This window comes from Kineothrix sp. MB12-C1 (assembly GCF_030863805.1).
Lineage (GTDB): Bacteria > Bacillota > Clostridia > Lachnospirales > Lachnospiraceae > Kineothrix.
This window is the reverse complement of the sequence record NZ_CP132957.1, coordinates 2,299,622-2,322,291: the sequence shown is the minus strand read 5'-3', so window position 1 is coordinate 2,322,291 and position 22,670 is coordinate 2,299,622. Positions and strand designations below refer to the sequence as shown.

General features: G+C 42.4%; 22 protein-coding genes. 5 read left to right on the top strand and 17 right to left on the bottom strand.

The window, feature by feature from the left end:
* Positions 1-77: 77 nt before the first annotated feature.
* The 9 genes from RBB56_RS10895 to RBB56_RS10855 all read right to left on the bottom strand — a co-directional run bounded on the left by RBB56_RS10895 (position 78) and on the right by RBB56_RS10855 (position 6,402).
* Positions 78-1,046, bottom strand: coding sequence for a phosphotransferase family protein (locus RBB56_RS10895; RefSeq protein ID WP_306718979.1), 969 nt, complete (start codon positions 1,044-1,046; stop codon positions 78-80).
* A 10-nt stretch (positions 1,047-1,056) separates the two neighbouring features.
* Positions 1,057-2,103: a hypothetical protein gene (locus RBB56_RS10890; protein WP_306718978.1), complete on the bottom strand. Its 1,047-nt coding sequence runs from the start codon at positions 2,101-2,103 to the stop codon at positions 1,057-1,059.
* A 75-nt stretch (positions 2,104-2,178) separates the two neighbouring features.
* Complete coding sequence (locus RBB56_RS10885) at positions 2,179-2,433, bottom strand: cupin domain-containing protein (RefSeq protein WP_306718977.1); 255 nt, start codon at positions 2,431-2,433, stop codon at positions 2,179-2,181.
* 61 nt (positions 2,434-2,494) lie between these two features.
* Entirely contained in the window at positions 2,495-3,124 is a 630-nt protein-coding gene (locus RBB56_RS10880; protein WP_306718976.1) for a DUF5780 domain-containing protein, read from the bottom strand.
* Between the two features lie 2 nt (positions 3,125-3,126).
* Positions 3,127-4,026: an EFR1 family ferrodoxin gene (locus tag RBB56_RS10875; RefSeq protein WP_306718975.1), complete on the bottom strand. Its 900-nt coding sequence runs from the start codon at positions 4,024-4,026 to the stop codon at positions 3,127-3,129.
* 232 nt (positions 4,027-4,258) lie between these two features.
* Positions 4,259-4,843 carry a TetR/AcrR family transcriptional regulator gene (locus RBB56_RS10870; protein ID WP_306718974.1) on the bottom strand — a complete coding sequence of 195 codons (585 nt, stop codon included), beginning with the start codon at positions 4,841-4,843 and terminating at the stop codon, positions 4,259-4,261.
* Positions 4,844-5,092: 249 nt separating this feature from the next.
* A complete protein-coding gene (locus RBB56_RS10865) occupies positions 5,093-5,431 on the bottom strand; it encodes a hypothetical protein (protein ID WP_306718973.1) in 339 nt (112 codons plus the stop codon).
* Positions 5,432-5,485: 54 nt separating this feature from the next.
* Positions 5,486-5,878 (bottom strand): cupin domain-containing protein, encoded by a 393-nt coding sequence (locus RBB56_RS10860; RefSeq protein WP_306718972.1) that lies wholly within the window; start codon positions 5,876-5,878, stop codon positions 5,486-5,488.
* A gap of 17 nt (positions 5,879-5,895) precedes the next feature.
* Positions 5,896-6,402, bottom strand: a complete 507-nt coding sequence (locus RBB56_RS10855; protein ID WP_306718971.1) for a cyclophilin-like fold protein — start codon at positions 6,400-6,402, stop codon at positions 5,896-5,898.
* A 52-nt stretch (positions 6,403-6,454) separates the two neighbouring features.
* Between RBB56_RS10855 and RBB56_RS10850 the strand changes: the two genes are divergently transcribed.
* Entirely contained in the window at positions 6,455-7,027 is a 573-nt protein-coding gene (locus tag RBB56_RS10850; protein WP_306718970.1) for a TetR/AcrR family transcriptional regulator, read from the top strand.
* Positions 7,028-7,215: 188 nt separating this feature from the next.
* Here RBB56_RS10850 and rlmD read toward each other — a convergent pair whose 3' ends face one another.
* The 3 genes from rlmD to RBB56_RS10835 all read right to left on the bottom strand — a co-directional run bounded on the left by rlmD (position 7,216) and on the right by RBB56_RS10835 (position 11,068).
* Positions 7,216-8,643 carry a 23S rRNA (uracil(1939)-C(5))-methyltransferase RlmD gene (gene rlmD / locus RBB56_RS10845; RefSeq protein ID WP_306718969.1) on the bottom strand — a complete coding sequence of 476 codons (1,428 nt, stop codon included), beginning with the start codon at positions 8,641-8,643 and terminating at the stop codon, positions 7,216-7,218.
* A 95-nt stretch (positions 8,644-8,738) separates the two neighbouring features.
* Positions 8,739-9,683, bottom strand: coding sequence for a 3'-5' exoribonuclease YhaM family protein (locus tag RBB56_RS10840; protein WP_306718968.1), 945 nt, complete (start codon positions 9,681-9,683; stop codon positions 8,739-8,741).
* 38 nt (positions 9,684-9,721) lie between these two features.
* Positions 9,722-11,068 (bottom strand): S1C family serine protease, encoded by a 1,347-nt coding sequence (locus RBB56_RS10835; RefSeq protein WP_306718966.1) that lies wholly within the window; start codon positions 11,066-11,068, stop codon positions 9,722-9,724.
* 669 nt (positions 11,069-11,737) lie between these two features.
* Between RBB56_RS10835 and RBB56_RS10830 the strand changes: the two genes are divergently transcribed.
* The 3 genes from RBB56_RS10830 (at position 11,738) to RBB56_RS10820 (ending at position 16,345) form a co-directional block, all read left to right on the top strand.
* Complete coding sequence (locus RBB56_RS10830) at positions 11,738-14,113, top strand: endonuclease MutS2 (RefSeq protein WP_306718965.1); 2,376 nt, start codon at positions 11,738-11,740, stop codon at positions 14,111-14,113.
* 88 nt (positions 14,114-14,201) lie between these two features.
* Positions 14,202-14,903 (top strand): response regulator transcription factor, encoded by a 702-nt coding sequence (locus tag RBB56_RS10825; protein ID WP_306718964.1) that lies wholly within the window; start codon positions 14,202-14,204, stop codon positions 14,901-14,903.
* A gap of 17 nt (positions 14,904-14,920) precedes the next feature.
* Positions 14,921-16,345, top strand: a complete 1,425-nt coding sequence (locus RBB56_RS10820) for a sensor histidine kinase (protein WP_306718963.1) — start codon at positions 14,921-14,923, stop codon at positions 16,343-16,345.
* Positions 16,346-16,409: 64 nt separating this feature from the next.
* Here RBB56_RS10820 and RBB56_RS10815 read toward each other — a convergent pair whose 3' ends face one another.
* A complete protein-coding gene (locus RBB56_RS10815) occupies positions 16,410-16,907 on the bottom strand; it encodes a tRNA (cytidine(34)-2'-O)-methyltransferase (protein WP_306718962.1) in 498 nt (165 codons plus the stop codon).
* A gap of 242 nt (positions 16,908-17,149) precedes the next feature.
* On the opposite strand from RBB56_RS10815, the gene RBB56_RS10810 reads away from it, so the two are divergent.
* A complete protein-coding gene (locus RBB56_RS10810) occupies positions 17,150-17,959 on the top strand; it encodes an SIMPL domain-containing protein (RefSeq protein ID WP_306718961.1) in 810 nt (269 codons plus the stop codon).
* A 334-nt stretch (positions 17,960-18,293) separates the two neighbouring features.
* On the opposite strand, the gene RBB56_RS10805 is transcribed toward RBB56_RS10810, so the two are convergent.
* The 4 genes from RBB56_RS10805 to RBB56_RS10790 all read right to left on the bottom strand — a co-directional run bounded on the left by RBB56_RS10805 (position 18,294) and on the right by RBB56_RS10790 (position 22,515).
* Positions 18,294-19,469, bottom strand: coding sequence for an aminotransferase class I/II-fold pyridoxal phosphate-dependent enzyme (locus RBB56_RS10805; protein ID WP_306718960.1), 1,176 nt, complete (start codon positions 19,467-19,469; stop codon positions 18,294-18,296).
* Complete coding sequence (locus RBB56_RS10800) at positions 19,466-19,948, bottom strand: Lrp/AsnC family transcriptional regulator (protein ID WP_306722133.1); 483 nt, start codon at positions 19,946-19,948, stop codon at positions 19,466-19,468. Before RBB56_RS10800 ends, RBB56_RS10805 begins: the two co-directional genes overlap by 4 nt.
* Positions 19,949-20,009: 61 nt before the next feature.
* Positions 20,010-21,002: an AIR synthase family protein gene (locus RBB56_RS10795; RefSeq protein WP_306718959.1), complete on the bottom strand. Its 993-nt coding sequence runs from the start codon at positions 21,000-21,002 to the stop codon at positions 20,010-20,012.
* A gap of 10 nt (positions 21,003-21,012) precedes the next feature.
* Positions 21,013-22,515, bottom strand: coding sequence for a VanW family protein (locus RBB56_RS10790; protein WP_306718958.1), 1,503 nt, complete (start codon positions 22,513-22,515; stop codon positions 21,013-21,015).
* Between the last annotated feature and the right edge of the window lie 155 nt (positions 22,516-22,670).

Here is a 22,670-nt window from a genome sequence, read left to right as displayed (position 1 = left end):
ACCGCCCTCCAAAATATGATCTTTATAAAAACGGCTTCTATAAAGAATTGATACCTTCTGTAACATGACGCTAACATCTAGCAAGAAGATGCTTCTTGCAGCTCTGTATATTTCTCACGTAATAATGCGGTTGCCCAGTGATAGGCATCTGCCGTCTCATACCCTCGATAAACCGGTTCCTGTGCCACAATCATGAGCAAATAGAGATCATACCAAACAATTCTCCGTTTTTCTTCTTCCGCAAATTCTTCAATTCCGTATCCCCTCAAAAAGTCAGCCGATTGGGCGTAGGACCGGAATCCCACTTCCATGAGCGGATCACCCCACAGGCAGCGCTCCCAATCGATTATACCTGTAAGCTTTCCGTCCTCAATGAAGATATTGCCGTCCCATATGTCCCAATGAACCAGACGGGGCGTTACGATGCTTTTGAATATTCCCTTATCTTGCTCCAGTAATCCGAACAGCTCACTTGAGGAAATAGTCAGGTCAATGCTTTCTTTCTCGGCATCCAGTATGACGGCTCTCAGCATTTCAGCAAAAACATCAAACCAGATTTTCCCTTGAAGAGCCGTTTTCCCGGGATACCCAAAGCTGCCGTTTGTTATCCGGTTAATCTCTTTATTCAAGGAACCTACCAGAAAATGAATATGGCTTACTTGCCCGGAAGTCAACAATGGCTTCTGAGAAGACAGGCTTTTCCCATTTAATTTCTGCATAAAAAAATAGGGGGAACTGCAAAGCGTGCAGGATGGATCGTAAAACTCCACTTCCGGCAATGGGATATTGGTTTTTTGCGCTGCCAACCGCATCGAGCACACTTCCGCTTCCATGATATTTTGTTCATAGGTCATGACCGTTACTTTGGGGTCAGGTGCTATCTTCAGGACGCTTTTCGTCCCATCTTCAAAAGAAACTTCATAAGCGATATTAAAATAACCTTCTGTCAGCTCATGCAGATCTTTAAGCATTCTTTCCGGAAATGCGTGCCCAATCAGCATCATGAGTGTGGATTCGCTTTGGATATTTTTTGTTAAATATGCCATTTTATCTCCCTTAGTCGTTCGTCATTACATTCTTACAGCGGTTATTTGAATGCTTGTAAAGCTTGTCCATAAATCCTAGCATTTCTATCAACTGTTCAGCCAGTTCGTTGTTGATACTGTGCCAACGATAACCATAACCTGGAAAATAAGGGCATAAGTCATACTCTTCGCCTTCATGAACAACCTTGATTACGGCAAGTGAGCGTGTGCCTGTTTGATCGGTCTGCACACAATATCTACATCCGTCACATTTTTTCGTGTGCTTTATGATAAAGTTTTTTATATTGGTATTTGCTGAATCAAAAGCCTTCAAGTATGTTTTCAAGCCATTTGGTATGCACAAACCAAAAACAACAGGATTTTCAAAACAGGAGTCATATCGTGCCGATATGCCTGTATGCCTGATTTTATATTCAAATCCGCCGGTTGGACGATCTTTGCTCCACATAGGGTTTGCGTAAGTCAAGGACAGCTTGCAGTCACTGGCCGTGATGTTGTAATTATCAAATCTTCTATATCCTTGTCCAATCATCCAGTTTTCAAGTTTGCGAAATGCCTTTTCCCCAAGCAGATATGCATAGATGTCGGAAGTGTACGGGTACTCTTTATTGAATAAGCAAAATGAAAACTCGGTTAAGTTACTGTCAGGACGGGTTGACAGCCAAATCCAGGCGGCAGGTAGATTTGCAAAATCGTTAATGCCGAGCCTGGAGAGGATTGCTTTTTGCCTCTTATTCCATTTCACCTGAGAGCCCTGGCCCATGAGAAACATATTTTGCAGTAGCATATCAATCGTTTTACTAAATTTTCTCATATTAACCTGCAATTCAGGCTTGCCATACGAAGATTTAATAAACCCGGGATAAGCATCATCCTCATGAAGGGATGCGACAAAAAGCAATGGCTCGTCAAAAGCTAACTGATATAGCTTTTTTATTGTAATATAGAACTGTTCTTGTTCGCCCACACTTACACTCCCATGATCATCAGGAACAAACGGTGGAAGCAAATGGATATAAGCCTGCGCTATTCTTTGTTCTAAATTCTCAAAAATCATCTCTAACCTCTTCTACAGAAAAAGATATGAAGTTCAACAGGTACTCGGTTACGATGCAATCAAAAGCAAGAGGAGCTAGTCCTCATATAAGTCAGGGACAATCACAAATTCCCCCACGTTGACTTTCGTTTTCTGCCCCTCGGTTTCTAAATAAAAGCTGCCCTCGATGACGTAAAACAATTCATCCGAATGCTCATGCACATGAAAGTCTAATGTACGATTTTCTACTTGCACAACACTAAGAACATGCTCGTTTAACAGTCCTATTTTTTTGTAGACATATAGTTCCGAATTCTTATTGACTTCATCGATTAAATTAACCACCTGCATAAATGTACCTCCATATTATTAGTTCATTAAGATTGCACCAGCAATTGCACGTTATGCCTTATCATTGCATGATTTTATATTTACTCGGATAAAAGCTTTCCAGCACCAAAACTTCCACCGTTTTTCCCTTATATGTTTCCAGCCAATTACTGTATTCTGAATTCTTCCATACGCTTCCGTCCTCAAATGATATTTCTTTTATCTGATATAGTGCGTATGCTACATTGTTCGGCTGTGCATTTTCTATCTCTGGCCAGTCCATTTTTTCACTGTCATACAAGGACCAACCACCCGTGGCATTATAGGTCTGTTGCGGCAAGAGATCGAGTTCCTCTTTTACCAAGTACTCATAGGTGCTTTCAGATGAAGAGTCCAGAAAATTCCACTGTAACTTTAACGGCTTGCCAGACGCATCATAACCCAACATTCCATACTGGATTCCAGTTATTGTCTTATCCGTATTGTTTGTTTTAATATCATGCAAATACGGGTGGCCATTATCATAATAGGACAACTCAACGTTCTCAAAAATAAAGGATTGATTATTATCGGTAAATGTAACCTGGGATTTTTCCTGATTAGATTGACTAGGTTCGCTTGTTTCTGCTGACCATGCTAAGACAGAGATCAAACCAATTACTAGTATAGTAGCCATACAAATTGTTAAAAAAGAAAACTTTTTGTATAACATAATCACTTGTTCCCCCCCTGATTGCTGCTTAAAGACACTAGATATTTCTTAACCCCTAGCCAAAAAAGTCCTGCTTTCAAATCTTTAACAGGTATCTGAGGATCTTGTGGGTGTTTTTTTGAAATATCCTGCAAGCAGTAACCCTCTTGAATGACAACAAATTTACAGGTTCCCGGTTCTAAGGCCTTGCTTGGACAGCCATAGATGCATTTTAGGCAGAAATGACATTGATCAGCAAAGGTTGGTTTTCCATTTAACATAGTTATATTACCGGAAGGGCAGTGCCCTACACACCATCCGCATTTTGTACAGTGCTCCAATACCTTTATCCGCTTACCCCAGTAGTGTCCACCGAAGGTTTCCAGTTTTCCCATCATAGAAAAAATTCTGTCAAACCAAAATGGCTTGCTTTTTTTACAGATACCCAGCAGTAAATCGCTGGTGATTTGAGCAACGGCTTTTGGTAATGCCTGCATTAGCAGATAGGGTAATGGACCCGGTGCAGGTGCAACCCAGTTGGAGGGCATGACAATCATTCTTTCATATAAAACATGGTAGCCTTTTTTTGTTAACCGCTTGATACTGCTGACTCGGCAGGCTGTGTTAGGACAAACCTCTCCAGCTCCCGAAACTGAGACTACAGCCGCGGAAATGCGTTTTACAGTATCCAATCCATCAATCCACTTGTAAACTGCATCTGGTGCATTGAATGCATGGACCGGAAACAGCAAGAGAAGCAAACCATGGTCACATTGGTCATGATCCATTCCATCGGTTATCTTTTCAATGGTGCATATACAGCCCTCTGTTTCTAATCGGCTTTGGAAACTCTTTGCCGCTAATTCTGTACCGCCGGTGCCAGAATAATAGGCGATTTTTATGTTGGAATATGTATTCATCATACTATGTACCTCGCTACTCTGAAGCGATTGCTTGAATTAGTCGGTTTACATGCTCAAATAACAGCCAATCCTGGTTTTGGGGTGACGTAAAAGGCGGAATACCTCCAAAAGATTCTATGCATATAGCCAATTTCATAACGACTTTGCGTAATTTATTAGAAAAGGCTTTGCTACTATTCACTAATTGTTTTTTTATTTTTTCGGCTAACTAAGATCGCTTTTACTACTTTCATCAATTCCTTACTCTATTCCTAAACATATCCGCAATCCACTCACCTTTAGGGCAGGGTGCGTCCGGCAATACTGCCATTTGCTCACAGATACCTTGAATAGCGCTCCAATAGGCAATACTCAATGCGTAAGGATCACCATCGCGAATCACACCTCGCTGCTGACCACGACTCATTAAATCTATGGTGGAAGTGTAAATATCCAGTGCCATAACATCGTCTTTAAGCGATTGAGGCGCAGATTCGGTGTAGTATATCTGACCCATCAAAACAAACATTTTGGCCGCAAAAGGGTGTTCTTTCAAACCGCTGAATATGGATTCTGCAGTGTTTTGCAAATAGGACAATGGCTCGTCCTCTTCTGTTGGCAGCGCGTTATCCGGGCCAGAAATTCCGATTTTAATCAACTCTTCATAAAGCGCTTCCTTGGACTTAAAATAATGAAACAAAAGCCCCGTACTCATGCCAACCGCCTTGGCAATGTCCGTGACTTTTGTTGCAGCATATCCTTTTTTTATAAACAAATCAAGTGCTGCCGAAAGAATCTCCCAATACCTTTTTTCTCTTTGATCATCTCGAATGCCCATATACTGAACCTCTTTTCACTGAATATATATTCAGTTTATTAAGTATGGTATATGTTGTCAAGAGAAACATAGTATATAATTTAAAATCGATGTGTTTAATCTTTTTCTACGTTCAAATCTATATGTTTTCATGCAGATACCTATTTCATTGCATGCCTCATCAACGGCTTGTATGACGGAAAAAGGCTTGTTCATCAAACTGGATTAGCGAAAGCACACGGCCGCACTTTCAATGCGATGAAACCTTTGCTAATATGAGATACGGCTATTTGCGGTTGCGGTCCAATCAGGACAGGTTCTCCTATGCCGAAATTGATGACAGCGTGAACGTAATTTATATCGACCTGGAGACCCTCGCCTGAGCATTTGACGAAACGCCTGTGCAGAGGTGTTGTTTTCCATGGTAGCTGTCAGTTCTGTATTATTCACCGTTATTTTCACCTGGCATTCTCCCTCCAGGGGAACACTCCAAAAGCCAAATGGGGTAAAAAGATAAAGCACGGTTCCAATCACGAGCAGGATGACAGCAATTATAACGATAGGCAAAGGCTTCACCTTCTTTCGTTTTCTTATTACCGGTGTTTCCATTCTGATTTTCCTCCCTTATAAGCCGCTATATATTTTGTCACTGACTTCCTCTAACTACTCATTGCTGCAATTTTCTCCCGGTACTTCAATGGACAAATGGCTGAACCAGCTATCCTTTTTCGCACCATGCCAGTGCAGGAGATCCGTTGGGATATCGATCACACTACCGGGAACCAGTGAGATTGGTTCCTTCCCTTCTTCCTGATACCAGCCTTCGCCTGCTGCGCAAATCAAGATCTGTCCGCCGCCATGGCTGCCCCTGTGAATATGCCAAAAGCAGCGGGAACCAGGAGAGAAGGTGACATTGGCAAGCATGAGTGCTTTTCCTGCCATCTTCAGTGGCTTCAGATAAGATTTTCCCGTCATGTTCTTTGCCAGCATAAAATTGGGAATCCCGGTTCCAAATAGATTCGCTTTCTTAAATTCATTGAAACTTGTATATTTCACAAAATCGCCTCCCTGTACTAAACTGTTTCCAACTCAATTTTCAACTGTATCAATTCCGGCAACGCTCTCACCTGTTCCAGTGCCGTTTCATCCAGATGAGCAATGACCATCATTCCCCAATGCTTCTTTGAAGCCGCTTCTCCATCAAAGAATATGTGAAGCCGTCCCCCAGCAATGCTGATATCTCCGTTTTTCCATCCTGATTGGGTTTCCGTCGGATCAAAGACACCACAAGCTGTCATGCAGGTATAACCATTTGAAGAGCGGCAAGCAGACAGCTTGAGTGGTAAACGTTTTTTTAGATCCTGTGCTGCAATCGTGTGATTGAGCGATGTTTTTATAATTACTTTCCCAGCTGTAAGCGTAATCGGTGTTGTCAATGATATTCTTCCCCGTAAAACATCCATGCGTCGTTGGTATTTTATCTTTAAAACTTTTATATCCTCGTGTTGCTTTTTCGCTTCAAGGATATTATAATTGTAATTGGAACAGCCAATGATTGCAATTGCCAGTATTTTTATCATGTGGTTTACGCCACACATTTAAAAATCTGGATAGTATAAGGAGTGAACTAGAATGATTGGAGATAAAAAAATAGACCTGAGAGTCCAAAAAACAAAGGAAGCGATTATGAATACCTTTCGGGAAATGGTCTGTGAAATGGATGCCAATGAAATAACGGTCAAGGAATTGACAGAACGTGCCCGCATTCATAGAAAGACTTTTTATCTGCACTACACTTGTATTGAGGCTTTATTTGAAAATGTTCTCAAAGAGGCTGCTTCCCTTTATTTTGAGGAGATTGACAAAATTCCTGCCTCCATGCCGATGAACGAAGCAAACCGGGTTTTCTTTGAATGTATCGGACAGCAGGACATATTTATGGAGCGGCTGATTTGTGCTCCCAGCTATCGGACTTTCTGTAATAAAATGTTTACTGTGGCATTAAAACATAATCGCAACCGTCATAATCCCTATGCCCATCTATGCCAGGCAAAGCAAAATATTATCAACAATTTTCTGGCAACCAGTTCGCTGGATATATATCGGCAGTGGGTGGCTGACGGGAAGGCGATTCCATTAGACGAACTGACAGAGTTAAGCGAAACGCTGCTCAGTCATGGGGTTTCTTCTATACTTGAGAAATAGATATGTTCCCAAGAACGACCGTTCCTCAATTTCAGCCATAGACATGTTTCCGACCACTATCACACTTTAACAAGCTAAAATCCGTATCGATAGATATATTTCCCCAGAACGCAAAAAACGGCGGAGCCAGTTTTCCAACTAGCTCTGCCGTTTTTCTATATTCTCTAAAACCCCATTAAATCAGCCTTTCAGCCATCTACCCGTGACATTAATACTACCGTCTCAACATGCACCGTCTGTCCAAACTGATCCACAGCCCGCACTTTCACCACTTCATATCCGCCTTCGCACAGCACTTTCATATCTCGGGCCAGGGTAGCGGAGTCGCAGCTCACATATACGATTCGTTTCGGCTGCATCTTGAGCATTGTGTTGAGACAGGCTTCATCACAGCCTTTTCTAGGAGGGTCTACGACGATAACATCTGCATAGATCCCCTCTTTTTCATATTTCTCAGGGAGTACTTCCTCCGCTTTTCCTACGAAGAATTCTGCATTGGTAATTCCATTCAATTCAGTATTTTTCCTTGCATCTTCGATTGCCTGCGGTACGATTTCGACTCCATACACCTTCTTTGCTCTTCCTGCCAGGAATAAAGAAATCGTTCCAATACCGCAGTATAGATCCCATACTGTTTCTTTCCCTGTAAGCCCTGCATATTCCAATGCAAGGCTATAGAGCTTCTCGGTCTGCACCGGATTCACCTGATAAAAGGAAAGCGGAGAAATACAAAAATCAATGGACTGATTCGTCAGGGAAAAATCAGAAGTATTCCTCACATGAATCGTGTCCATAATCGTATCACGCCCCCAAATAGTGCGTACTTCTTTTCCCATAATTACATTAGTCCGTTCCATGTTGATACTTAATGACACGCTTGTTATCCCAGGAACTTTTTTCAGCAGATCAACAAGCTGATCTTGTGCCGGAAGAGACTTTTTCAAATTGACCACCAGACATACCATAATTTCTCCGCTGGTAAAGCCTTTCCGAATCAATATATGTCTTACAGTTCCTTTTCCGCTCTTCTCATGATAGGCTGTTATGCCGTTATCTTTCATATAGGCAAGAACTATCTCTAATATCTCCTGGTTCTCCTTCACACCGAGGGCACAATCAGTATTAGCAATAATATCATGGGTTCTTCCGGCATAAAAGCCGGAAATCAAATTCCCTTCTTTGTCCGTTCCCACCGGGAACTGTGCTTTATTACGATAATAATACGGCTGTTCCATACCTACAATCGGTTCCATCACAGTTTCCACAAGTTCTTTGTCGAAACCTCCGATTCTGATCAGATGATTCCGCACCTTATTCTGTTTATATTCTAATTGTGCTTCATAGCTCATCGCCTGAAGCTGACACCCTCCGCACTGTCTGTAATATTTACAGATTGGTTCGGTACGAGCCGACGAAGGAGCAAGCACCTTCTCTAATTTGGCATAGGCATAGTTCTTCTTTGCCTTCATAATCTTACAGCTCACAACATCTCCGATTACCGCATCTTTTATGAAGAGGGTATAGCCGTCTATCTTACCTATACCCTCTCCGTCATTTCCCATATCATCAATTGTCACTGTAAGAATGTCATTTTTCTTGTATTCCTTATATTCCATTCTCATTCTCCATGGTTACTGTTCACAGGCAAACCTGTGAGCAGTAACTGTAACCTATATGCACGCAAAATATCTTTTCAGCTTTCTTACTCCTTTTATTCCAGCTTCGTTCCCCTCAGGTTGGATTCGAACAATCGGTTGTATCCAAGCCATCCTGATTCTGTAGATGCATTTAGAATCTCTGTGAATGTCTGAATCTTAGCATCTGTATTATCTGCAAAGTTAAGAGCGACTGCTTCTATAATTGCAGGCTTTTTCGGTGAACCATATTCGTATTCTCCATGATGAGCGAGAATACAATGCTTTAACTCGCCTGAAAGAAGAGATGGGAATCCTTCGATTCTTCTTATTTTCTCTCCAATCATCTCCGTCCCTATTATAATATGTCCAAGGAATTGCCCTTCATCGGTATAATCATTTTCTGGGAAAAGAGATAATTCTCTCGTCTTTCCTATATCATGACAAATAGCTGCGCTGATTAATAAATCTTTTTTTAACAGAGGATATGCCTTGCAGTAATAATCGCATAACTTCACAACACCTAAGGTATGCTCGAGAAGCCCGCCGACGAAACCGTGGTGAACAGTTTTCGCCGCAGATGATTGCTTGAATGTCTTAATAAACTCCGTATCCTCTACAAAAAATGCTTCCATAAGCTTTCTCAAGTATTTATTCTCAATCGCTCTTATGTAGCTTAACAGCTCTGCGAACATTTCTTCTATATTCTTACTGCTCACCGGAAGATAGTCTGCAGGATTGAATTCACCCTCCTGGCATCTTCTGATACGCTTTACATTAACTTGAAGTGCATTCTGAAAGCTCGTCACATCCCCGTATACTTCAATATAGTCCAATGTATCGAAATCTCCGATGCCCGGGTTATTCGGATCCCATATTTTCGCATCTACCGTTCCTGTCTTATCTTGCAAAATCAGATTATCATATGACTTCCCGTTTTTCGTCACTGCGGACTGCTTATGCTTACATAAATAAATATCGAAGACTCTGTCTCCATCCTTATAATCCTTAATATATTTCATATAAACTTCCAAATTTCCTTTCTTATGTTCTATTGCCCTTACTCTAATTTCCCGAGTATAACCTCTACTTCCATCGGAAGATACTCCTCCGGTCCCTGGCGCATCAAAGAGATAGTAACGCTCTGATCAGGATGTAGTTCCATCATAGCCGTCACCAAGTCACCGTAAGTTTTAATTTCTTTTTCTCCGATTGCCGTAATAATATCACCGCTTTGTATTCCCGCATTCATCGCCGGGGAATCCATCTCTATCTCGGTGATATACGCCCCATAAGGCACTCCAAGGTCTTCGTTCGCTTCCTCTGTCACATCCGTTCCATAAGTTCCAAGGTAAGCCTGATCCTTTTCATTACTCATCTTTTCTATCTTTCTGCGCAGCTCTGTAATTCCTATTGCCGACACGAGATTTTTCATATCTTCGCTATTATATGTGTTGTCGATAATACCAAGTACCTGCCCATCCAGATTCACGAGCACACCGGACGCATTCTGGCTCCCGTAGATATCCGTCGTCAACACCTTATAGAAAGAATCTATCATATTAAGAACTACATTGTTAGAAGTAATAACTCCATAGCAGACGGAATCGCTCGTTCCCATCGGACTTCCTACAGCAATGACCGGCTTACCTAAGATCGCTCGATTACTAGAGCTTCCCGATAAATCAGCCGGCTTAATTCCTTGCAATGTCTCTTCTTCCACATCACTTTCTGCCATCGATATTATGGCCAGTTTTGTGTTGCTATCCTGCTTTTTAAGCTGTGCCTGAGCTCGTTCACCGCTTCGGAAGGTCACCATAATGGTCTCAGCATCTTTCAGCTTCTCATAATTAACTAAAATAAAAATCTCTTTCCCCTGATTCGCTACAATAATGCCGGAAGTGGTATCTTCACTTTCATAAGGATTGTTGAACCAGTCCACATTAGATACCGAACCGGTAACTGTTACGATTGACTTAGCCGCTTCTTTCGCCACATCGGCTAAACCGTTATACATGGCAGAATAGTCCTCACTGCTCAGCCTGATATTATCGAGAACTTGAGCAATCTGCTCATCCTGGAGCTCTATTTCCGCAGGCGGCTCCGGCTGGGCTATCTCCGATTCATCGGCAATCATATCCTCCGGAAGCATCTCCTCTGTTTCCGCAGGCAACTGAATAGGGACAGGATCATCCTCAGGGTAAAGCCAATTGCTTAGGACCGGCTCCAGAATCAAAAAAGTAAGACAGGCCACCAAAGCGAAAACAACTGCCATAGCAGCAGTAATCAATGTTCTTCGAAGCAGCTTCTTTTTATCCAGCGGCCGTTGTTTGATTTTCTCTGTTATGAAATCGGAATCCAGCTTATTCCTGCCATTTTCCTGAGAAGTTTCTTTATTTTGTTCCATATCTATATCATGCCTTTCCTATCTTCTGGCGACCATACGCCGGGATACTGTAACATGTTACTATTCAGCCTATGGCTTCCTAGAAACAATTCATGCGCAGTATTTCGCACTTGCTAAACCGAGTTTTCTGTGACCTTCGTTCACAAAAAACACCTCGCAATGTTAATGGCTGAACTGTAACTGTAACATTCATAAGTATATCTTGTTTTCCTATTAAAGTAAATAAATCTTTGCCAAACCCTAATCCATGAAGATATGAACTCCCTTCATTCTTTTATTTAAAACCTGATGCTGACGGTACCTCCTATTACCACTCTTCCAGTCACTCTCCATAGGGGAACTACTATATAAGAAAGAATCTGCTCTCACACTTTTCCTGTGAGAGCAGTCCTTTTATGGCAGCATCCTGTAACTATTCAGTGGGTCTGTGCATTTAAAAACTATGCTTTCCCCGCATAGTATTTTTTTTCTCCATATGATATACTAATTAGCGAAAGATATTGATAACTGAACTGTCACAAAAGTACGCAATAAAGCTCGAATGAAAGAATATATGGAAAGGAAAGTGAGATCCCATTATCGAAGGTATTTTTAATGGATTTTCACAAAGCAATCTTTGCTTTTGTAACTGTAAGAGAACTGAGCAGTTACACAGGAGGAAATAACCTTATGAACGAAAAAGTATTACGAACGTTAGAATATAATAAAATTATTGATATGTTGGCTGACAAAGCGACCTCTGAGCCGGGACGCAAGTTATGCCGTGATTTGAAGCCCTTTACTGATTTGGATGTGATAAATGAAGCACAGGAGCAGACCAAAGATGCCTTATCCCGTTTGTTTAAAAAGGGTTCTACTTCCTTTGGAGGCAATAAAGATCTGGGATATGCTCTTAGATCCCTCGAAATAGGTGCTACGTTATCCATAGCCGAACTATTAAAAATAGCCGGATTATTGGATAATGTTAACCGCATCAAGAGGTATGGACGAAACGATAGAGAAGAAGCCATGCAAGATTCTTTGGATGAACTTTTTGATACTTTGGAACCCCTTACTCCTCTTGCTAATGAGATTCGTCGCTGCATTCTCTCGGAAGATGAAATCAGTGATGATGCGAGTTCCACGTTGAAGCATATCCGCAGAAGCATAGCTCTCGCCGGCGATAAAATTCACACTCAGCTTAACCATATGGTGAATGGTTCTTACCGCACTTACCTTCAGGATGCAGTTATTACAATGCGTAACAACCGTTATTGTATTCCGGTCAAAGTGGAACACAAGTCACAAGTACCCGGTATGATTCATGACCAGTCATCGACCGGCTCTACTCTATTTATTGAGCCTGCTGCTATTGTCAATCTGAATAATCAATTGAAAGAACTCGAACTAAAAGAACAGGAAGAAATTGAAGTTATTCTGGCAAACCTAAGTGTTCAGGCATCTGAGCAAACTTATGCACTAGCCTCCAATCAAAAAATTATGACTACACTAGACTTTATTTTTGCCAGAGCTTCCCTTGCTATGGAGCAGAATGCTACCGCTCCTATATTTAATAACAATCGCTATATTAATATTCGCAAAGGGCGTCATCCTCTTCTCGACAAGAAAAAGGTTGTTCCTATCGATATCTATCTCGGTAAGGATTTCGACCTTCTAATTATTACCGGACCTAACACCGGCGGAAAGACGGTATCCTTAAAAACGGTCGGACTTTTTACCTTGATGGGACAGTCCGGACTTCATATTCCGGCTTTGGACCGTTCAGAGCTTTCTATTTTTACCGAAGTCTATGCCGACATTGGGGATGAACAAAGCATCGAGCAGAATCTGAGTACCTTTTCTTCTCATATGACAAGTATTGTCTCCATACTTAAGAATGCAGATGCCGACTCACTCTGCTTGTTCGACGAACTCGGCGCAGGAACAGACCCTACGGAAGGCGCCGCTCTTGCTATTGCCATTCTCGATCATCTCCATAAGAGAAAGATTCGCACCATGGCTACCACTCATTACAGCGAAATAAAGGTATATGCTCTTTCCACCGATCATGTGGAAAATGCCTGCTGTGAATTCGATATCAATACATTACAGCCTACCTACCGCTTGTTAATCGGTATTCCCGGAAAGAGTAATGCCTTTGCCATCTCTTCCAAGTTAGGTCTGCCCGATTATATTATCGAATCTGCCAAGGAACAAATCAGTCAGGAAAGCGAAAGCTTCGAGGATCTGCTATCCAGCTTGGAGCACAGCCGCACTACGATAGAAAAGGAACAACTTGAGATTGCTTCTTATAAAGAGGAAGTAAAGAATCTGAAGGAACAGTTACGCTCCAAGCAAGAACGGATCGATCAAACAAGAGAACGGATTCTGCGTGACGCTAATGAACAGGCAAGAAATATTCTGCAGGAGGCGAAGGATGTGGCTGATGAAACTATCCGCGTCTTCCAAAAGGCCGGTCCCGGGGCTTCCATGAAGGATCTGGAGAAAACCCGAGAAAAAGTAAGAGATAAGATCTCCGATAAAAATTCAAAGCTTATGCTGAAATCTGAGAAACCACAGAAAAAGGAACTAAAGCCCGAACAACTGAAACGCGGTGACAGCGTAAAGATTCTTTCTATGGGTCTAACAGGAACGGTAAGTTCTCTTCCGGATCACAGAGGAAATCTCTTCGTACAGTGTGGAATTATGCGTTCACAAGTTAACTTCAAGGATTTGATGCTTATCGACGAGGAACCGGCGGCTAAGGCCCCCTTACAGCGTTCTGCCGCAAGTAAAATGAAGATGAACAAGTCTTATCATATTTCCACAGAAATTAACTTGCTCGGCAAGACGGTAGATGAAGCACTTTCGGAACTCGACAAATATTTGGATGATGCCTATCTCTCCCATCTCCCCAGTGTGCGCATTGTACACGGCAAAGGAACCGGGGCTCTTCGAAACGCTGTTCAAAGCCACCTTAAGAAAACAAAATATGTGGAATCTTATCGCCTCGGCGAGTTCGGCGAAGGAGATGCCGGCGTTACCATTGCAACTTTTAAATCATAATCTGCGGCTCGGGCCGCTTATCACTGATTACTATTCACGACTTCGCCATGAATAGTAACGATCACTGGAACCTCAGGAGGACATGCCAATGGTGAACAAACAGAAAATTTTAATCGTGGACGATGATAATAATATTGCAGAACTTATCGCCCTCTATCTTACGAAAGAGTGCTTTGAAACGATGATTGTAAACGACGGGGAATCTGCTATTACGGCGGTAGACTCTTTCGGCCCCAACCTGATTCTGCTCGACTTAATGCTTCCGGGCATCGATGGCTATCAAGTATGCCGGGAAGTACGGGCTAAATCCTCTATTCCGATTATTATGCTTTCCGCCAAAGGAGAAATCTTCGATAAGGTTCTCGGTCTGGAACTGGGCGCTGATGATTATATGGAGAAGCCCTTCGATTCTAAGGAGCTTGTAGCCAGGGCCAAGGCAGTTCTTCGCCGCTATAAGCCTGTAGCCGCTATTCCTGAATCCTCTAATATAAAAAGTGTAGAATATCCCAACCTCATTGTTAATCAGACGAATTATTCCGTTATTTATATGGGACAGACGGTGGATATGCCGCCCAAGGAACTGGAACTTTTGTACTTCCTTGCGGCTTCTCCTAACCATGTATTTACGAGGGAACAGCTTTTGGACCAGATCTGGGGATATGAATATATCGGAGATACGAGGACTGTCGATGTACATATCAAACGACTGCGCGAGAAAATCAAAGACCACGATACATGGCGTATCGCTACTATATGGGGAATCGGCTATAAATTTGAAGTAAAAATGTGAAGGAGCACCACGTTTCCATGAGAAAAACTCTCTATTTAAAGTTTATATTAGGATATATTATTTTTGGTTTTTTCGGCTTTATCGTGGTTGCGACCTTCGTCTCGAGCATGACGCTCGAACATATCAAAAGGGAAAAAGCAGATGCTCTTTACAAGGAAGCTACTTTAATTGCTAATACTTATGCATCCGATTTATACAACAGTGAAACATCTCTCGATACGGTGAAAAAGCAGTTGGATGCTTTGGACACATATTTATCCGCATCCATCTGGATTATTAATCCTTCCGGCCGTATGATTCTCGATTCCTCCTCTCCCGTGGATTTGGTAAATGAGGTAATGATTGAGAATTTCGATCCAACTATTACTGCCGGATCTTATTATACGATGGGCACCTTTTTCGATACCTTTTCGGAACAAACGCTTAGCGTATTTGCTCCGATCACCTCGAACTTCAAGGTGAAAGGTTATGTTGTCATCCATATGCCTATGAGCACGATTCAGGCCTCCCGTGACAGCCTGCTTAACATTTCCTATATTATGCTCGTCATTCTGTTCCTGTTGTCTCTTATTATTTTGATTTTCTTCACAGAGATGGTCTATCTCCCTCTTCGTAAAATTACCGAGGCGACGGAACAATATGCCAGCGGCAATATGCACTATGAATTTCAGGTAGACAGTGAGGATGAAATAGGTTACCTTGCTGCTTCTCTTTCTTATATGGCTAGTGAAATCGCGCGTGCTGAAGACGACCAGAAGAAATTCGTAGCTAACGTATCCCATGACTTCCGCTCTCCCCTCACCTCCATTAAAGGTTATTTGGAAGCAATGTTGGATGGAACCATCCCGCAGGAAATGCACGAAAAATATATCAATATTGTTTTAAATGAAACAGAGAGGCTACACAAGCTCACCAACAGCCTTCTATCCTTAAATAACTTAAATACAAAAGGAATGTTGCTCGATAAAACTAATTTCGAGTTAAACCGAGTTATCCGTAATACAGCGGCATCCTTCGAAGGAACCTGCCGCAGTAAGATGCTCGCCATCGAGCTCGTACTAACCGGGGACACAATGTATGTCAATGCGGATATGGGCAAAATTCAACAAGTATTCTACAACTTAATTGACAATGCCATTAAGTTCAGCCATCATGATTCTGTTATTAAAGTCGAAACGAATGTTAAGAATAATAAGGTATTTGTATCTGTGAAGGACAGCGGCATAGGCATTCCAAAAGAAGACTTGAAATTAATCTGGGATCGTTTCTATAAATCAGATTCCTCCAGAGGAAAAGACAGAAAAGGAACCGGCCTGGGCTTATCTATCACAAAAGAGATTATCCACGCTCATGGTGAACATATCAATGTGATTAGCACTGCAGGTGCCGGTTCTGAATTCATCTTCTCATTGCTGAAATCTGACGTGGATTATGAAGATTGACGACTTAACAAGTTATAGTTTTGCCTTCAGGCAAACTATCACCTTAATAAACACAGGCTGCCTGCTACTCTTGTTTCCAATGCAGTCTGTGAAGTTCTCCTGTCAGTTTCATACTTGCGAAATCATTCTGTCTTAATGCTTCATATAGAACAACTGCTACCGAATTTGCCAGATTCAAAGAACGGATTTTATCCAGCATAGGAATTCGGATGCAAGTATCCTCATAATCTACAAGTATTTCCTCCGGTATCCCCGCACTTTCCTTTCCAAACATAATATAATCGTCCTCCCCAAACGCTACCTCCGTATATACATGGTTTGCTTTGGTCGTCGCCATCCATATTCTGGCATTCGGATTCTTCTCCTGAAAATCCTCAAAGTTCATGTAACATCTCACATCGAGATCTTTCCAATAGTCCATTCCCGCCCGCCTTATTTCTTTCTCATCGAGTCGGAATCCAAGAGGCTCTATCAAATGAAGGGTAGCCCCTGTCGCTACGCAAGTACGTCCTATATTCCCTGTGTTTGCCGGAATCTCCGGCTGATGTAATACTATGTTCATATCGTGATATCCTCCTGGTATTTTATTATACTGCGCCGAGCAAAGCGAGTGTGCAAAAAACATACCATGGCCGCTTGCGGACAAGGTATCTTAAGAAACATTAATAAACGGCATATACATCTTAATTTTCTTTAAAATAACGTCTCCCTCTCTACCATTCCCTGACCTTTCCTAGTATACTCAAATCATCTCTGATAGGCAAGAGACACTATGACCTGACACTTAAAAAGGAGGATTTATGTATGAAAAAACAATTTCTTACCCCTATCTTATTCACCGCCGGACTTATTACATTAACAGCCTGCGGCAACATCCCTAATACTGTCCCCGGCAGTACAGAAAGCTTAATGGCTGCAGATACCGCAACGGATTCTGCAATGCAGGTTCCGCCTATTAATTCCATATATCCGGCTTCTATCGATAATACCATCACCGTCAATAGCAGCGAGACAGTAACTGTGGTTCCCGATATTGCGCAAGTCATATATGCAGTTCGCACCGAGGCGAAAGATGCAGCAAGCTGCCAGACAAAAAATACGGAAAACGTAAATAGCGTCATCGAAACGCTGCAAGCACTAGGTATCTCAGAGAACTCTATTCAGACCTCTGATTACTATATGTACCCGATATATAATTACAGTAATAATACCCAGAAAATCACCGGTTATGAAGCTACCACCACATTGACCGTATCGGACCTGCCACTCGATAACTTAGGCAATATTTTAGCACAATCCGTACAATCAGGAATTAATAATATTCAATCGGTTACCTATCAGTCCAGCAAATATGATTCCGGCTACCAGGAAGCCTTGAAGCTAGCCGTAGCCACCGCAAGAGCCAAAGCCGAAGTATTGGCCGAAGCCAGCGGCTGTACGCTGGGCAGTGTCAGCAACATCGTGGAAAATAGTAACTATAGCAATGTCCGCTATACGGATAACTCCCTCTCCGTGAAACAATACGCCGCAGACCAAGCTAGCACCGAAGCCACCATCATGCCCGGTGAAGTCGATATTAAAGTAAATATTACCGTAGAATATTTTATCAACTAAAAGCCATTGTTAACTTTATCCCCTATATATTTACCACCACATAGAAAGACCTGTTTTGCACGTACTATTTATTCGTTGTCTTAATAGAATCTCGCCTCCTCAATTTATTTTTTATCCGTTAGTGTGCTGCTTATATTTTCTTAATAAAACTCTCAACAACCAAGGGAAAACACCGCACGGATGCGGTGTTTAGGAAGTGCGGTGCAAGGACGCACCTCACTTCCGCCCCGTCCACTGCCACTACTTTTCAGTTTTATTTAGAAAATACAGGCTGCACAATTCCGGAAGAAAAATAAACTGACGAGGCGAGATTCCTGTAATATAACAAACTCTTCTATCCCCTCTTCTCTTCCCTCAACCGCTCCACAAAATTCTTCATTCTTCCCAGCGCCACCTTCAGATCTTCCAGGGAATACGCATAGGAAATTCTAAGAAATCCTTCTCCGCTATCTCCAAAGGCTGTTCCGGGAACAACAGCGACTTTCTCCTCTTGCAGGAATCGATTGGCGAATTCTTCGCTTGTTATCCCGAATTCTTTAATGCTCGGGAATACGTAGAAAGCACCGAATGGTTCGAAGCATTCCAACCCCATTTCCCTGAAGCTATGAAGCAGATAGCGCCTTCTCTGATTATACGCTTCTCGCATTTGTGCTACGTCGGTATCCCCGTTTTTCAACGCCTCGATAGCCGCATACTGACTTGTCGTAGGAGCGCACATAATGGCAAACTGATGAATCTTGATCATCTGTTCCAGAATTGCCTTCGGTCCGCAGGCGTACCCCATTCTCCATCCGGTCATCGCATAGGCTTTGGAAAAACCATTGATCAATATGGTTCTTTCCTGCATTCCGGGAAGGGAAGCGATAGAGACATGTTCTCCTTTATATGTAAGTTCAGCATAGATTTCATCGGAAATAACAATAAGGTCTTTCTCAATAATGATCTCAGCAATCTTTTCCAAGTCCTCCCTTTCCATAATCGCACCTGTCGGATTATTAGGATAGGGCAGAATCAATATCTTCGTCTTATCTGTAATAGCATTGAGAAGCTCTTCCGGGGTCAAGCGGAACTCATTTTCTTCTTTTAAGTCAATAATGACAGGAACCGCATCCGCCAAAATAGCACAAGGCTCGTAGGAAACGTAGCTGGGTTGAGGAATCAGCACTTCCTCGCCGCCATCAATCATCGCACGAAGAGCGATATCGATAGCCTCTGAACCTCCTACTGTTACAATTACTTCTGAATTGTAATCGTAAGTAATTCCCTGGCTTCTTTTTAAATAATTACAAATTTCTATTTTCAAATCTTTTAATCCTGAATTAGATGTATAGAAAGTACGCCCTTTTTCCAGAGAATAAATACCCTCATCCCGGATGTGCCAAGGTGTATCGAAGTCAGGTTCTCCAACACCAAGAGAAATCGCATCCTGCATTTCACTTACCAAATCAAAAAACTTTCGAATTCCTGAAGGTTTGATATTCACTACCTTATTAGCTAAAGGATTCCTCATGGTGTAATTTTCTCCCTTTCATCCTCATGTTTTTTCGCTAAAATTGTTCCATGATCCTTATACTTTTTCAGAATAAAATGAGTCGCTGTACTCAAAACGGTATCGAGTGCAGAAAGCTTATCGGATACGAAAGCGGATACTTCCTTCAAAGATTTACCTTCCAGTGTAACCATTAAATCAAAACCACCGGAAATCAAATATACGGAATTAACTTCCGGATACTTGTAAATCCTTTCAGCAATGCTATCAAATCCCTGGCCTCTTTGAGGCGTAACACGCACCTCAATAAGAGCTGTCACCTTTTCTATCGAAGTCTTTTCCCAATCGATCATCGTATGGTATCCGCAAATAACTCCTTCTTTTTCCATGGCAGCCATTTCATTGATAATATCGATTTCCTCTGTTCCCAATATCACTGCCAGCTCTTTTACATCCATACGGCTGTTCTTCTCTATCACTGATAAAATCTTCTCTCTCATTTCGTCTCCATTCTGCCTTGGGGCAATTTTACGCAATTGTTCAATACCCTCAATTTTACCTCTACACCCTACCGATAACCTTATATAGCTCCTCTGATCTGGATGGTTCCAGGTATCTTTTTTCCTCATCATTTGTGACAACTCTGTCATTACCTTCCGTCGTCTTTCCAATGATAGAAGCCGGAACCTGATTCTGCTCCAATGCCCTTACCAAGTCATGACCATTGTCAGTTACCATAATAAGGCAGCCGCCCGATAACAGCTCATAAGGACTTATCTCGAAGAATTCACATACCTCTATCGTCTCCTGCCTTACCGGCAGCTTCTTCAAATCAACTTCCAGTCCAACGCCTGCGCCTTCTGCCATCTCCCAAAGAGCTCCGAATATCCCGCCCTCCGAAGCGCAGTGCATCGCACGAACGCCGGACTTAATGGCGGTGGCAGCCTCTGTAACGAGTGACAAAAGATTATCGAAGCGTTGCGCCTCCTCCACCAGACGAAGAGGGTATCTTTGAAGAAGCTCCTCTCCCTTTTCCTTAGCTATTAGCGCAGTACCTTCCAACCCTATCCATTTACTCACAACTACGTCCTGACCGGGCCTTATCTTACGAATGGACGATATTTCCTCTCTTCTTAGCTTACCGGTACCGGACAGAGTATATACCGGCCTTACTACCGCATCGGTGATTTCTATTCGAGCGCCGGTAATCTGTACGTTCAATGTTCTGCATTCCTCTTCCAGATGAAGCATTATCTCCTTTATGGCAGCTTCTTCCGTATCCGTAGGCAACAATGCCGATAGCGTTATTGCAACAGGCATTGCCCCTGATGCGGCCAATTGATTGATCACATGATAAAGGCCCGAATATACCCCACCCTTTCCGGTTCTCGCCGTACAAGCAAGAGTAGTTGCCATCAGGCAATCTTCTTCAAAAGATAAAATGGCGCAGTTTTCCCCTATCCCTGCGCCAATTACTACTTCATCTCTTTTTGTTTTTATCTGTTTTAAGACAGAACGTTTCAGAACGTTCTCCGGTATCTTCCCTGTCTTCATTATTATCTACCTATTCTGCCGGCTGTTCCACCGGTTCTATCTGCTGTTCTTCTACAGGTGGTGCATCGGGTGTTGCATATTGAGCCAGCGCTGCCGCTACATTCTTTACATGGTCTATATTATTGGTAGATACTGCTGCCAGCATCTCATTATATGCATTCACATCATTCGTGGATACCCCTACCGTCGCAGTACGGGGTACCATCTTATAGCTGCTGCTGTTCACTTCTTCACGGCTTATTTCCACGCCATTCTCCGTAATTACCTTCCAAAGCTTCGCTTTATATCCAATATGAGCCGACTGTGTTATCACCTGTCCAAGCGGCATAGCAGGATCCGTATGGATTACTTCCGATTCCGGTTTCGTTACCGAAAGTACTTCACTCTCATAAGAAACCTGGTGATTCCTCGTTTCCACACCATAAATCGTAAACGTAATAACCTTATCGACCGTTCTGCCCTCGATATAAATAGGATATCCGGTATTGTTCACAAAGCGGAAGTCCTTTCCTGCTGACTCTGCGATTGCAGCATCTGCCGAAGGATCCACATAACTTACAATCATGGAATGGTTGTGACGCTCTGTCACATCCAGCTCTGCCAGCAATACTGCATTATATAAAGTGGTAGATACCTGACAAATGCCGCCTCCCAGACTGTCCACTACCTGACCGTTCAAATAAGAACCTGCCATGTAATAGCCGTTGGACTCTGTAAATGGTGCCACTTCTTTATACATGGAAAACTCTTCTCCCGGATATACTGTAACGCCCGATATCAGTTCACATCCGTTTGTTACATTCTCACTTCTGGCATGACCGGAGGTAGAAAAGCTGGTACTGAACGTTCCCAGAACATCCTTTACCTTTGCTAATTCCTCTGCATTCCCCTTTGGCTCATCCACGATTACTGCAAGCTCAAGCTGAACCGGTTCATAATTCCAATTGCTCAAAAGATAATCATAGATTCTCTGCACAGAAGCATCTTCATCCACTACTTGACCGGTCTGTCCTTGTATAATAGAGAACTCTTCACCCGTTCTGGTTAGGACGGCATCCACCGCCTCTACATTGAACTGGCTGCACTGTTCACTCAGAATCATTCGAATTAATTCTTTATCCAAATCATATTTCAGTTCAAAGACCTTGTTTTCATGACGCAAATCCTGCAACGCTTTATAACGCTGTACTACATTGCCTTTTTTGCCATAGCAGACAGCATCCTCTACCACTTCAGGATTCACCCATGCAAGACCCAATTCTCCAACCGATACTGCTACTTCGTTATCTCCCACTGCCTTCAACGTAATCGGCACTTGTTTCAACTCTTCTACATATGCTTCAATTGCCTGTTTTGCTTCCGCAGCCGACTTCCCCGAGACATCTATCTGTCCCACATAAATCCCGTCTTCAACCGTATTACCGGCCTTTGCCTGCACCGGATATCCCGCTTGCATTACGGCAAATATGAAAAAAGCCGCTGCAATTATCAGCTTTCTTCTCCATTTATTCATAATTATACCTCGTATCCGCCTCAGCGGACCTAAATTAAACAGTTAAAAATCCTTATATTGATTGTGTTAAAAAATAAAATATGATAAAGTTGGTAATATCATTGCAACTACTATAATTAAAATAATCACAGATGAAACTATCTTTCTCGTCTTGT